Source organism: Nioella aestuarii, from assembly GCF_050896395.1.
Taxonomy (GTDB): Bacteria; Pseudomonadota; Alphaproteobacteria; order Rhodobacterales; family Rhodobacteraceae; genus Nioella; species Nioella aestuarii.
Window position 1 is genome coordinate 1 of record NZ_JBPBBA010000021.1, and the last position, 12,150, is coordinate 12,150.

Consider the following 12,150-nt stretch of genomic DNA (forward strand, 5'->3'; position numbering starts at 1 on the left):
GTTGCGAAAAGACAGCGAAGTTGACCCCTTCGCCATCGAAAGTTGCACCAAGCGGGTTTGGCCGCCCTGCACTCAACAGGTGTCGCTGGCCGAATGGCTGACCGCGCTGAAGATCCCTGACGATCAGGTGCCGCCCCTTGCCTCGGCCATGGCCGCAGAGGGCCGCACCACCCCTGCCACCGCGCTCTTCGCCGCTTCTCGCCATCTGGCCCGCCTGACCAACCGGGCTCGCAGATTGTTTACCGCCGCTGATGCGGTTTTGATGCCCGTCTTGTCCTCCGCTCCCCTGCCTGTTGGCTCTCTCGACCTCTCTGGCACCGATCCGGAAGCCCACATGGCGCGGCTGGAGTCTTTCTCCCCGAATGCCGCGCTGGCGAATGTCGCGGGGCTGCCCGCGCTTGCCTTGCCCTTTGGCATGTCAGGTGGTCTGCCGCTTGGTGTCCAACTGATCGGCCCGCCCGGTTCTGACTTTGCGCTGCTATCCCTGGCGGCAATGATCGAAGCCCGCGCCCCCGCCCTGTCCTTTCCGTCCGCAATTGCAGGCCTGCCCGTATGACCAAGGTTCTGGAACTTCACAACATCACCAAACGGTTCGGCGCGCTCACGGCCAATGACGATGTCACCCTGACATTGGACCAGGGCGAAATCCTTGCGCTTCTGGGCGAAAACGGTGCAGGCAAGACGACGCTGATGAATATCCTCTTCGGCCACTATGCCGCCGATGAGGGGCACGTGAAGGTGTTCGGACAAGACCTGCCCCCCGGCCTTCCCCGCGCGGCCATCGCGGCGGGCGTCGGCATGGTCCACCAGCATTTCACGCTGGCAGGCAACCTGACGGTGCTGGAAAACGTGATGCTGGGGTCGGAGCCGCTGACACGGCTGAAATCGGCACGGGGAGAGGCGCGGAAGAAATTGATGGAGATCGCGGACCGCTTCGGCCTGCCGGTGAAGCCAGAGGCGAAGGTCAGCTCGCTATCCGTGGGCGAGCGGCAGCGGGTCGAAATTCTCAAGGCGCTTTACCGCGATGCGCGGGTGCTGATCCTCGATGAACCCACGGCTGTTCTGGCCCGACCCGAAGCGCAGCGGCTGTTCGAGACGCTCCGCGACATGACGCAAGAGGGTCTCTCGCTCATCTTCATCAGCCACAAGCTGCACGAGGTGATGGCAGCCTCGGACCGCGTTGCGGTGCTGCGCGGCGGTAAGATGGTGGCGGAACGCAAAACCTCCGAGACAAGCCCCGGTGAACTGGCCGAGCTGATGGTGGGCCGTAAGGTCGAACGGCCCGTCCGCCATGACCACCAGATTGGTGCGCCAGTTCTGGTAGCCGACAAGGTGCGCGTTGAGGACGGCGGTGAAACCCGGCTCGACGACGTGTCGTTTACCGTCCATGCGGGCGAGATCCTTGGGATCGTCGGCGTGTCTGGCAACGGTCAGGCGGCGCTTGGCGCGCTGTTGTCCGGTCTGACACATCCCGCATCAGGCTCGCTGACGCTGGCGGATCAGGATGTGGGTCATCTGGGGCCGCGCGGCATGATCCGGGCCGGCGCTGGCCGGGTGCCGGAAGATCGCCACGAAGAGGGCGTCGTGGGCGAGCTGTCGCTTTGGGAAAACGCGGTTCTGGAACGGCTGCGAACGCCAGAGTTTTCGCGCCGGGGCTTTGTGCGTCAGGCTGCTGCCAAGGCTTATACAAACGACCTTATCAAACGCTTCGACATTCGCGGAGCGGCCCCCGAAACGCGCATAAGGCTGCTGTCTGGCGGCAATATGCAAAAGCTCATTCTTGGCCGCGTTCTGTCCAACGGCCCCCGCTTCGTGCTGGCCAACCAGCCCACGAGGGGCCTCGACGAAGGGGCGATTGCCGCGGTTCACGCGGAACTACTGGCCGCGCGGGCCGAAGGTGCCGCGATCCTTCTTATATCAGAAGAACTGGAGGAAGCCGTGGCGCTGTCCGACCGCATTCAGGCCATCGTCAAGGGACGCCTGTCAGAACCCATTTCGGCGGACGAGGCGGACCCGCAACGCTTGGGGCTGATGATGGCGGGTGTCTGGACGGAGGACGATCATGCGGCTTGAACGACGGTCCCATGTGCCCCTGCATCTTGTTATTCTCGCGCCATTGGCGGCGGTCTTTGCGGCGCTTCTGCTGGCCTCTGGCCTGATCGCAGCGGCGGGGGTCAATCCGCTGACCGCCTATGGCGAGATGCTGACCGGCGCGCTTGGGTCACGCCTGTCGATTACCGAGATGCTAACCCGCGCGACACCGCTTATTTTCACCGGGCTGGCCGCCGCCGTCGCCTTCCGCGCGCGGCTGTGGAATATCGGCGGCGAGGGGCAGTTCTTCGTCGGCGCATTGGTGACGGCATGGATCGGCCATTCCCTCGGCGTGCCGGGCTGGATCGGTATCCCGCTGCTGATGCTGGCGGGCATGGCGGCGGGGGCGGCGCTGTTGGCGGGACCTGCCTTCCTGCGGCTTAGGTTCGGCGTGGATGAAGTGGTGACGACGCTGTTACTCAACTTCATCGTCATCCTCTTCGTGGGCCTGATGATCGAAGGACCCTTGCGTGATCCGCTGGCCTTTGGCTGGCCGTCCTCCGTGCCGGTGGACGGAGATTTTCGCCTGCCAGACCTCGTTCCCCGCACGCGGCTGCATATCGGTCTGCTCTTTGCCGTCGCCGCCGCCGGGGCCGTTTGGCTGGTTCTGGCGCGCACGGTCTTCGGCGCGGAAACGCGGGCGGCTGGCCTCAATGCCTCGGCCGCGGCCTTTGCAGGCATCTCCCTCCCCAAAACCATCATGGGCGTGGCGCTGCTGTCCGGCGCGCTGGCTGGTCTTGCCGGATCGGTCGAGGTGATGGGGGTCACGGCGGGCGTTACCACCACGATGAGCCCCGGCTTCGGCTATGCAGGCATCGTCGTCGCGATGCTCGCCGCACTGCACCCCGCAGGCGTGGTCGCTGCCGCTGTCTTCGTGGCCACCGTCTTCGTGGGCGCCGACGCCATGAGCCGCGCAACCGGCGTTCCCAGCTTCATTGCCGACGTGATCGTGGCGCTCTGTCTGTTGACCATGATCGTGGCCCTTTTGTTCACAACCTACCGGGTGCGCCGATGAGCGATGCGATTGACCTTCTCATGAACACGAGCCTTTGGGCCGCCGTCCTGCGCCTTGCCACGCCGTTGATCTTTGGTGTCCTTGGTGCATTGCTGTGCGAGCGTTCGGGCGTTCTGAACCTTGGGATTGAAGGCATTATGACCATGGGCGCCATGAGTGGTTGGCTGGCCGTCTATATGGGTGCGCCGCTGCTGATGGGGTTGATGGTTGCTGCCGTGTGTGGGGCGCTAATGGGGCTGATCCATGCGGGGCTGACCGTACCGCTTGGCCTGTCGCAGCATGTGTCGGGGCTTGGCATCACGCTCTTTGCCTCGGCGCTGGCCTATTACCTTTACCGGCTGATCGTGGTGGTGGGCGAAACCCCGCCCGCGATTGAGGCGTTTCAGCCGCTCGACCTGCCCATCCTGTCGGATCTGCCGATAATCGGGCCCATCCTGTTTTCACAAAGCGTCCCCACCTACCTGGCGCTGCTTTCCGTTGCGGTCATGGCCTATGTGCTGGCGCGCACGCCGCTTGGGCTGGCCATTCGCATGACCGGCGAAAACCCCCACGCGGTCGAGGCGCAGGGGCTGAACCCGATCCGCATCCGCATCGGCGCGGTGGTGGCGGGGTCTGCTTTGATGGCGGTTGGCGGGGCGTTCCTGACCACCGCGGCGTTCAACAGCTTCTTCCCCGGCATGGTGCAGGGGCGCGGATGGATCTGCATCGCACTTGTGGTCTTCGCAAGCTGGCGGCCGGGCAAGGCTCTGGTCGGCGCGTTGCTGTTTGCGTTCTTCGACGCCTATCAGCTGCGCCTGCAAACCGCGATCGAGGGCGTGCCCTATCAGCTGTTCCTGATGGCGCCCTATGTGCTGTCGATTGTGGCGCTGATCCTGGTGGCGCGGCGCGCGGAAGTTCCGGCGGCGCTGATGGCCCCCTACCGGCGCGGAGAACGCTAGTCCAAGGCCGCCATCGCGTGTGACAGGCCATTGCGGATATGGGTTTCTAGAATGGACTGTGCCTTGTCTGCGTCGCGGGCAAGTGCCGCCTGGAACATCGCCCGATGTTCCTGCGCGGCGATCTCTCCCCGATGGGTCAGGACGAGCATCTGATAGCGCAGATACTTGTCGAACAGCGTGGCGTGAAGGGACAGCAGATTGCGGGAGTTGCACGCCTGGATCATCGCCAGGTGAAACTCCCAGTCATAGCGCTTCCACTGTTCCTTGTTGGTTTCGTCCCCTGACAGCATTTGCCGTTCAAGGAGATGCAGCTTGTGATGCGCGGCCACGAGGTTGCCCTCCCAATCCGCGTCTCCGTTATCGATTGAAACTTTGAGAGCGGAGCATTCCAGCAGCACCCGCAGATCGGCGATCTCGATCAGATCCTCACGCGACACGGGCGTCACGAAGAACCCGCGCTGCTCCTCGGCCGCGACGAACCCTTCGCTGGCCAGACGGTTCAGCGTCTCACGCAAGGTGGACACGCTGGCGGCATAGCGCGACTTCAGCGGCTCCAGCTTCAACTTCGACCCCGGGGCCAGCCGCCCAAATATGATGTCGCGCTTGATCGCGTCATAGGTGGTCGAGCCGACCGTGCTCAGGGTCTTTCCCATACCGATCTCCTGCCCGGTATTTCACTGCATTGCAGACAAGTTGCTACTTGTCCGACAGGCTTCAATCTAGCACCAATTTTCACATTTTTCAAAATATCATATATTATTGATTTCATCTGCTGACGTGTCTATCGTCGATTCGATGACTATCGCACGGGGTGACAGGGCCTCGGACAAACCGGGACAAAACCGAACGTGACAACAACGGCCAATCCAGACACTCCCCGCAAAAATTGCCTCGCCATGGGCCGTGTCGCGCCATGAACGGCCCGACGCGCATCGCGATTGTCGGCGCGGGGTTGGTGGGTCGGCGTCACGCCGATGCCATCTGGCGCAATCCGGGGGCAGACCTCTCGGCCATCGTTGACCCTAGCGACGAAGGCCGCCAATTCGCGGCGCAACATGGCGTTCCCTGCCACGGCAGCCTTGCAGAGCTTTTTGCCGCCGACCACCCCGATGGGGTCATCCTGTCCACTCCGACGCCATTGCATGTAGAACAGGGGCTGGACTGCATCCACAATCGCTGTGCCGTGCTGGTGGAGAAGCCCATTTCGAACTCAGCCGAAGATGCGATGCGTCTGGTTCTGGCGGCCGAGCGGGCGAATGTGCCGCTTTTGGTGGGTCATCACCGCCGCCACAACCCGCTGATCCAGAAGGCCAAGCAGATCATCGAAAGCGGCGCTGTTGGCGCGATCCGCGCCGTGCATTCGCAATGCTGGTTTTACAAGCCAGACCATTACTTTGACATCGCACCTTGGCGCGCCCAGAAGGGGGCCGGCCCAATCTCGGTCAACCTGGTGCATGACATCGACCTTCTGCGCCATCTTTGCGGCGAGATCATCAGCGTTCAGGCGCAGGTCGCCCCATCGAGCCGTGGTTTCGAAAACGAAGAAGTCGCCGGCGCGGTCATGCGATTTGACAATGGCGCGATCGGCACGCTGACCCTGTCGGACGGGATCGTCGCCCCCTGGAGCTGGGAGCTGACCGCGCGCGAATATCCGGTCTACCCGGCGACCTCCCAAAGCTGCTATCTTATCGGTGGCAGCGAAGCGTCGCTGTCCTTGCCCGATTGCACGCTATGGAACCAGAACGGCAAGCGGGACTGGTGGGAGCCGATCAACGCCACAACGATTGCGCGGCCCTCATCGGACCCGCTCGACAACCAGATCGCGCATTTTCTCTCGGTCATCGCGGAAGAGGCCGTGCCGCTGGTGTCTGGCCGCGAAGGCACAAGAACGCTGAGCGTGATAGAAGCGATCCAGAAATCTGCGCGCACCGGACAGGCGGAAAGGCCGATGACGTTCGACGACGCCCCTTCGGTCGGGGTGGCCATATGAGGGGCAGTACGACGCGCAACAAATTTACCGCCCCCCGCAGGCACCGCCGAACCGGTCGTTGCGGGGACACCACCACAAACTGCTGATAATCCAGCAAAACCAGTGTCAGGGAGGACACATCATGAAACTGAACATCACACGCAGAGTCGCCATGTCGGCAACCCTTGCCGCGGGCCTAATGGCCAGCGTTTCGGGCGCCGCCTTCGCTGACGGCCATATGATCCAGCTGCGGCTATCCATGGCCGGGTCGGAAACCGACCAGCGCTCGGTCGCCATGGCAGAGGTCTTCGGCCCCGCCGTGTCCGGTTTCGCCAGCTACGAGCCCGCCTATAACGCGACGCTTTTCGCACAGGGCACCGAGCTGGAGGCAATCAGCCGTGGGAACCTGGAAATGTCGATCACCTCGGCACAGGAGCTGGCACAGTTCTTCCCTGAGTTCTCGATCTTCACCGCAGGCTATGTCCATCAGGACGCAGCCCACCAGGTTGCCGTCTTCAACGATCCGCTGTTCGAGCCGTTCAGCCAGCGGGTGATCGACGATCTGGGCGTGCGCCTGCTGTCGGTCATGTATCTGGGCCGTCGTCAGGTGAACCTGCGTCAGACCCGCGATGAGCTGGAAGTAATGACCCCCGCCGATCTGGCTGGCGTGAACCTGCGGATGCCCGGCACCGACGCATGGCAGTTCCTGGGCCGCGCCCTGGGGGCCAGCCCGACGCCAATGTCCTTCAGCGAGGTTTACACCGCCCTGTCAACCGGCGCGGTTGACGGGCAGGACAACCCGTTGCCGACCGTTGTCGACGCGCGCTTCTACGAAGTGACCAACCAGATCGTTCTGACCTCGCATCTTGTGGACCTGAACTACATCGCCATTTCCGAAGCTGTCTGGCAGAGCATGGATGCCGAGCAGCAGGCGATTGTGCAGCAAGCGGCAGATGACGCGGCAGAACTGGGCCGCCAGCGCCAGCTGCAACTGGAGGACGAGCTTGTCGCCTTCCTTGAAGAGCAGGGTATGGAAGTCTACGAGCCCGATCTGGCCACGTTCCGCAACCAGGTGCAGGCGATGTATCTCGACAGCGAATTTGCCGAGACATGGCCGGAAGGCGTTCTTGAGCAGATCAACGCCCTCGGCAACTGATCGACTGAAACAAGTTCCGTTCCGGAGGAAACCCCATGCTGGACAAACTTCGCAAGTGGTTCACCCACGGAACGGAATTCATCGCCGCGATGATGCTCGCGGCGATGTTCCTGACCTTCCTGATCCAGATCTTCTCACGCTATGTGATGCAGGCCCCGTTCGGCTGGACGCTGGAGCTGTGCCTGATCCTCTGGGTCTGGATCGTCTTCTTCGGCTGCGCCTTCATCGTGAAGGAGCGCGACCACGTTACGTTTGACATTTTCTACCTTTCAGGCGGGCGCAAGACACGCCAGGTTCTGGCGCTGGCCGCCGCCGCGGCCATTGTCATCGGCATGGGCATCTCTTTCCTGCCGACCTGGGACTATATCGACTGGATGCGGATGCGCCGCACCTCGACCGTGGAGAACCCGTTTACGGGCGATCGCATCCCGCTGCGCACGATCTTTTCCGTCTATGCGCTGTTCATGATCGCGATCATCGCCCGCTATGCTTGGCGTTTCATCGACGTTCTGCGAAATGGCCCGCCCGATGAGGACCACGAAATACCAGGGCATGACCCCGAGCCGCCCCATATCCGCCATGGGGAGGACGCGACATGAGCATCGAGCTTGCGTCCTGTCTTGTCACCCTGTTCGTTCTGGCCGGCATCGGAACGCCGATCGGCTATTCGATCATCCTCGCCTCACTGGTCTATTTGGGGTTCGCAGGGCTGGATCTGGCGCTGGCCGGTGAAAAGATCCTGCAAGGGCTCTATCGCAGCTTCATCCTGTTGGCCGTGCCGCTGTTCATCGTCGCTGCAAATATCATGAATGCGGGCACGATTTCGGACCGGTTGTTGCAGTTCTGCGTGGCGGCCGTGGGCCGGTTCCGGGGCGGCCTGGGTCATGTGAACGTCGTAGCGTCCCTCATCTTTTCCGGCATGTCCGGCTCTGCGGTCGCGGACGCAGCCGGCATCGGCAAGATCATCATCCAGATGATGACCAAGGGTGGCCGCTATGCGCCGGGCTATGCCGCCGCGATCACCGCCGCCTCGGCCACGATCGGGCCGATCATCCCGCCGTCGATCCCGATGGTGCTGTATGCGCTGGTGTCGAATTCCTCCATCGGGGCGCTGTTTCTGGCAGGCATTGTGCCGGGCCTGATCATGGGCGTCGTGCTGATGGCGATGAATTACTATATCTCGGCCAAGCGCGGCTTTGCGCTGGAAGAACCGGTGCCGCTGAAGCAATTGCCCCGGCATACCGCCAATGCCTTCCCTGCGCTGCTGATGCCCGTCATTCTGCTCTATGGCATCTATGGCGGCGTCACGACCCCGACCGAGGCTGCTGCCGTTGCCGCGCTTTATGCGCTGCTGCTGGCCGGGCTGTTCTACCGGGCCCTGTCGCTGCGTTCCCTATACAACATCTTCGTTGAAAGCGCCCGGTCCTCTGCCGCTGTGGGCCTTGTGATCGGTGGCGCGCTGATCCTGAATTTCGTGGTGGTGTCGGAGAATATCCCGGCCATGGTTGCGAACTCTTTGGTCGGGATCGACATTCACCCGCTGGTGTTCCTGTTGCTTGTTAACCTGCTGATCCTCGCCCTTGGCTGCGTGTTGGACGCCACGACGATCATCCTTGTGATCGTGCCACTGTTCATCCCCGCCTGCCGAGAGCTTGGGATCGACCTTGTGCATTTCGGGGTTCTGGTGGTGGTGAACTCGATGATCGGGTTGATCACGCCGCCCTATGGCATCCTGCTGTTCGTGATCAATGCGGTGACGGGCATTCCCCTGAAAGAGATCATTGGGGAAATCTGGGCCTTTCTTGCGGTTCTGATTGCTGCCCTTCTGTTGCTGATCATCTTCCCTGATCTCGTACTCTTCCTGCCAAGGCTGCTTGGTTTCTAAGGCCGAAAGACCCACACCATGCCGCTTACCATTGCAACCTCTGCCGTGCCGGGGGACTTGCCGCAAAAGCTTGAGGCTATTGCTGCAGCCGGTTTCGCGGGTGTTGATCTGGCGGAGGCTGATTTTACCGGGTTCAGCGGCTCAGCCAGTGACCTGGCTGTGATCGTTGCCGGGCACGGGCTGACCCTGAATGCACTGGTTCCGTTCGACGGATTGGAGGGGGTGCAAGGCCCGGACCGCATCCCCGCCTTTGATCGGCTTGAGCGGGTGTTCGACCGAATGGAGACGCTGGGAACCGAGCTGTTGGTTCTGCGCGCCTCGTCCCTCCCCGATGCTGATCCACAGCCCGACCGGGTGCAGGAGGATCTGAGCGAGCTTGCCACCCGTGCCAAGGCGCGCACGCTTAGGGTCGCCTACCAGGCGGTGCCCTGGGCGCGTATCCTGCCGCACGAAACCGATGCCGGTGCCTTTATTGCCGACAAATTCGGGGCTGGCGTCCAGCATATCGCCCTGCTGAGCGACGACATATTCGAAACGTCTGACCTGTTGGCCACGTCAGGCTTTCAATGCCTGGCGATCCCTGCCAATTACTACGCCCATATCCAGTCGGTCTACGATCTGGACGAAGCCTTGGTGGCCCGTGTGAGGGCGGAAAATATCCTGTATGCGCGTGACGGCGGGGGCGAGTATTTCCAGATCTACAGCCTGCCGATCATTGGTGGCTTCTTTTTCGAGATCGTCGAAAGGCGCGGTGGCTATGCGGGCTATGGCGCGCGCAACGCACCCATACACATCGCCGCGCAAAGCCGTCTGCCACGCCCCGCCGGGATGCCCCTGCAATGACCCGGCAGCCATCCTTGACGGCCGGGTTGATCGGGCACGGGATCGCCGGATCGCTTACCCCTCCGATGCACGAGGCCGAAGGGCGCGCGCATGGCCTCGACTATCGCTACAAACGGCTGGACACCGCCCTGCCCCCTTACCGCGACCAAAGTCTTTCCCAAATGCTGGATGAGGCTGAACGTGCCGGTTTCAAGGGCCTGAACATCACCCACCCGTTCAAGGTGCAGGTTCTGCCGCTGCTCGATGAGTTATCTCCAGAGGCCAGCGCCATTGGCGCGGTGAACACGGTTCGGTTCCGCGATGGCCAGCGGATCGGGCACAACACTGATATTGGCGGCTTCACCACCGCCTTTCGCAGCGAACTGCCGGGTGTGGGCATGGATCATGTTCTGTTGCTTGGGGCCGGTGGCGCAGGCGCTGCGGTGGCCCATGCGCTGATTGCCCTTGGTGCGCGGGCGCTGTCGGTTATCAGCAAGGAACCAGACCAGACGCGGGGGTTGCTGGACGCGCTCGGCGCGCTTTACCCCGGTTGCCACCTGCGGGCGTTGGACGGGCTGAACCAAACGGCACTGCACGGCGTGCAGGGCGTGGTCAATGCGACCCCCATGGGGATGGACGCCTATCCTGGCACGGCGATTGCCCCCGATTTGCTGCGCCCTGACATGTGGGTGTCGGATATCGTATATTTTCCCCTGGAAACTGCGCTATTACAGGAAGCAAGAGCCATCGGATGCCGGACCATGTCCGGGGCCGGTATGGCAATTCATCAGGCCGCGCAGGCCTTTCAGATCATCACTGGGTGCAGGGCGGATGTCAGCCGCCTGAGCGCCGAGTTCGACAGGCTGACAACGCCCGACCCAGTCACACCAGCATCGTCAGGATAGCTTCAGATGACCGACGCAGACGAGATCCGCCATTGGTGGCGCACTTCCATCATCGACATGGAACCGGGCAAGATCGCTTTTCGGGGTCATCCGATTGAGGACCTGATCGGCGCGGTCAGCTTTCCGCAGATGATCTGGCTGATGGTCCGCGGCGATCTGCCCTCGAAGCAGCAGGCAGATCTTTTTGAATGCGCGCTTGTGGCTGGTGTCGATCACGGGCCGCAGGCGCCCTCGATCGCGGCAGCGCGGATGGCGGCGACTTGTGGCGTGGGGCTGAACAACGTGATGGCGACGGGCGTCAACATGCTTGGTGACGTGCATGGCGGCGCCGGCGAACAATGCGCCGAGCTTTATTATGACATTGCCGCCCGAATGGATGGTGGCGTGGTCCTGGATCAGGCGGTGCGCGACGGGCTGGACGCATGGCGGGCGGAATACGGCAAGATCGTCTCTGGCTTTGGCCACCGCTTTCACAAGCCCGTCGATCCTCGTGCGCCCCGGTTGATGGGGCTTGTCCGGGACGCGGCCCGCGACGGCACGGTATCGGGCCGGTTCGCGAAAATCGGCGAGGCCGTTCAGGACGAACTTGGGCGCCAACGCGGTGGACGCCCGATTGCGATGAATATCGACGGGGCCACGGCGGTGATCTTCTGCGAGCTTGGATTCCCCCCGCCCCTGTCACGCGGGCTGTTCTGCCTGTCGCGGTCCGTTGGTGTGCTGGCCCATGGCTGGGAACAGATGCAGCAGGGCGGCCGCAACAAGGGCCCGATGCCGCCGAAATACCTGCCCGAATACGAGCCCAAGGGCGACGCCAGCTAACCACCTAGGCCTTTGCAGAATGGCTTTTTTGCCGACCGGCAGCCGCATCAGAACCGCGCGCTGTCTTTCACCGCATTGTCGGTTTTTTGGCGTTTTCCCCTCACCAATGCCATGCGCGCCATCGGCAAGGCTCGGGTGATGCCAAAGTGATGCAGGGTTCGCACCGCGCAACCCACTCTAATTCTTGATAATTCCGAAGTTTGGCTTTCAGAGATCAGAATGACTGATGAAGTAATAAATATTGTATATTTTTGCCTTCATCACACAATTATGTTTGAATCTGCATCATGACTCTGCGGAGCTTTCGCTATGGCGAAGACCGATGCCCCCAACTGTACCAACCTCTCTGCGAGTACTGACCTGCGTGGTGCGGGTGACGTCCGCCAATGACCTGCTGCCAGCGCTTCAGGCCGCCGTTGACAGTGGCAAGCCCACGGTTCTGGATGTGGCAATGATCAACAACCCGCCGCCCACGACCGGGCATTGGAACATCCCGGATATCTATTCGCCGGATAAGGATGTCAGCCACGTGTCCGCCTGACGGCACCGG

Annotated in this window: 13 protein-coding genes; 12 read left to right on the plus strand and 1 reads right to left on the minus strand. The window is 62.3% G+C overall.

The features are described from left to right. The 4 genes from ACROHD_RS12535 to ACROHD_RS12550 form a co-directional block, all read left to right on the plus strand. Positions 1-556, plus strand: a 556-nt coding sequence (locus ACROHD_RS12535) for an amidase family protein (protein ID WP_432678252.1), incomplete at its 5' end; no start/stop codon positions are given. Next, entirely contained in the window at positions 553-2,073 is a 1,521-nt protein-coding gene (locus ACROHD_RS12540; RefSeq protein WP_432678253.1) for an ABC transporter ATP-binding protein, read from the plus strand. The genes ACROHD_RS12535 and ACROHD_RS12540, both read left to right, overlap by 4 nt. After that, a complete protein-coding gene (locus ACROHD_RS12545; protein ID WP_432678254.1) occupies positions 2,063-3,106 on the plus strand; it encodes an ABC transporter permease in 1,044 nt (347 codons plus the stop codon). Before ACROHD_RS12540 ends, ACROHD_RS12545 begins: the two co-directional genes overlap by 11 nt. After that, positions 3,103-4,044 carry an ABC transporter permease gene (locus tag ACROHD_RS12550; protein ID WP_432678255.1) on the plus strand — a complete coding sequence of 314 codons (942 nt, stop codon included), beginning with the start codon at positions 3,103-3,105 and terminating at the stop codon, positions 4,042-4,044. Before ACROHD_RS12545 ends, ACROHD_RS12550 begins: the two co-directional genes overlap by 4 nt. On the opposite strand, the gene ACROHD_RS12555 is transcribed toward ACROHD_RS12550, so the two are convergent. Continuing rightward, positions 4,041-4,697 (minus strand): GntR family transcriptional regulator, encoded by a 657-nt coding sequence (locus ACROHD_RS12555; RefSeq protein WP_432678256.1) that lies wholly within the window; start codon positions 4,695-4,697, stop codon positions 4,041-4,043. The genes ACROHD_RS12550 and ACROHD_RS12555 overlap by 4 nt on opposite strands. A 260-nt stretch (positions 4,698-4,957) precedes the next feature. Between ACROHD_RS12555 and ACROHD_RS12560 the strand changes: the two genes are divergently transcribed. From ACROHD_RS12560 to ACROHD_RS12595, 8 genes are all read left to right on the plus strand, one after another. Then, entirely contained in the window at positions 4,958-6,034 is a 1,077-nt protein-coding gene (locus ACROHD_RS12560) for a Gfo/Idh/MocA family protein (protein ID WP_432678257.1), read from the plus strand. A gap of 121 nt (positions 6,035-6,155) precedes the next feature. After that, positions 6,156-7,169, plus strand: coding sequence for a TRAP transporter substrate-binding protein DctP (gene dctP / locus ACROHD_RS12565; RefSeq protein ID WP_432678258.1), 1,014 nt, complete (start codon positions 6,156-6,158; stop codon positions 7,167-7,169). Positions 7,170-7,204: 35 nt separating this feature from the next. After that, positions 7,205-7,768: a TRAP transporter small permease gene (locus ACROHD_RS12570; protein WP_432678259.1), complete on the plus strand. Its 564-nt coding sequence runs from the start codon at positions 7,205-7,207 to the stop codon at positions 7,766-7,768. Beyond that, positions 7,765-9,054: a TRAP transporter large permease gene (locus tag ACROHD_RS12575; RefSeq protein ID WP_432678260.1), complete on the plus strand. Its 1,290-nt coding sequence runs from the start codon at positions 7,765-7,767 to the stop codon at positions 9,052-9,054. The genes ACROHD_RS12570 and ACROHD_RS12575 overlap by 4 nt, the downstream gene beginning before the upstream one ends. Before the next feature lie 18 nt (positions 9,055-9,072). Then, positions 9,073-9,897 carry a sugar phosphate isomerase/epimerase family protein gene (locus tag ACROHD_RS12580; protein ID WP_432678261.1) on the plus strand — a complete coding sequence of 275 codons (825 nt, stop codon included), beginning with the start codon at positions 9,073-9,075 and terminating at the stop codon, positions 9,895-9,897. Further along, positions 9,894-10,781: a shikimate dehydrogenase gene (locus tag ACROHD_RS12585; RefSeq protein ID WP_432678263.1), complete on the plus strand. Its 888-nt coding sequence runs from the start codon at positions 9,894-9,896 to the stop codon at positions 10,779-10,781. The genes ACROHD_RS12580 and ACROHD_RS12585 overlap by 4 nt, the downstream gene beginning before the upstream one ends. Positions 10,782-10,787: 6 nt before the next feature. Continuing rightward, positions 10,788-11,600 (plus strand): citryl-CoA lyase, encoded by an 813-nt coding sequence (locus tag ACROHD_RS12590; protein WP_432678265.1) that lies wholly within the window; start codon positions 10,788-10,790, stop codon positions 11,598-11,600. Between the two features lie 322 nt (positions 11,601-11,922). Next, complete coding sequence (locus ACROHD_RS12595; RefSeq protein WP_432678266.1) at positions 11,923-12,141, plus strand: hypothetical protein; 219 nt, start codon at positions 11,923-11,925, stop codon at positions 12,139-12,141. Positions 12,142-12,150 lie beyond the last annotated feature (9 nt).

Excerpts from the sequence above, each read along its gene's own strand:
- ACROHD_RS12585 (WP_432678263.1), top strand. The coding sequence starts at position 9,894 with ATGACCCGGCAGCCATCCTTGACGGCCGGGTTGATCGGGCACGGGATC.
- ACROHD_RS12555 (WP_432678256.1), bottom strand. The coding sequence starts at position 4,697 with ATGGGAAAGACCCTGAGCACGGTCGGCTCGACCACCTATGACGCGATC.
- ACROHD_RS12570 (WP_432678259.1), top strand. The coding sequence starts at position 7,205 with ATGCTGGACAAACTTCGCAAGTGGTTCACCCACGGAACGGAATTCATC.
- ACROHD_RS12545 (WP_432678254.1), top strand. The coding sequence starts at position 2,063 with ATGCGGCTTGAACGACGGTCCCATGTGCCCCTGCATCTTGTTATTCTC.
- ACROHD_RS12540 (WP_432678253.1), top strand. The coding sequence starts at position 553 with ATGACCAAGGTTCTGGAACTTCACAACATCACCAAACGGTTCGGCGCG.
- ACROHD_RS12595 (WP_432678266.1), top strand. The coding sequence starts at position 11,923 with ATGCCCCCAACTGTACCAACCTCTCTGCGAGTACTGACCTGCGTGGTG.
- ACROHD_RS12550 (WP_432678255.1), top strand. The coding sequence starts at position 3,103 with ATGAGCGATGCGATTGACCTTCTCATGAACACGAGCCTTTGGGCCGCC.
- ACROHD_RS12590 (WP_432678265.1), top strand. The coding sequence starts at position 10,788 with ATGACCGACGCAGACGAGATCCGCCATTGGTGGCGCACTTCCATCATC.
- ACROHD_RS12560 (WP_432678257.1), top strand. The coding sequence starts at position 4,958 with ATGAACGGCCCGACGCGCATCGCGATTGTCGGCGCGGGGTTGGTGGGT.
- dctP (WP_432678258.1), top strand. The coding sequence starts at position 6,156 with ATGAAACTGAACATCACACGCAGAGTCGCCATGTCGGCAACCCTTGCC.
- ACROHD_RS12575 (WP_432678260.1), top strand. The coding sequence starts at position 7,765 with ATGAGCATCGAGCTTGCGTCCTGTCTTGTCACCCTGTTCGTTCTGGCC.
- ACROHD_RS12580 (WP_432678261.1), top strand. The coding sequence starts at position 9,073 with ATGCCGCTTACCATTGCAACCTCTGCCGTGCCGGGGGACTTGCCGCAA.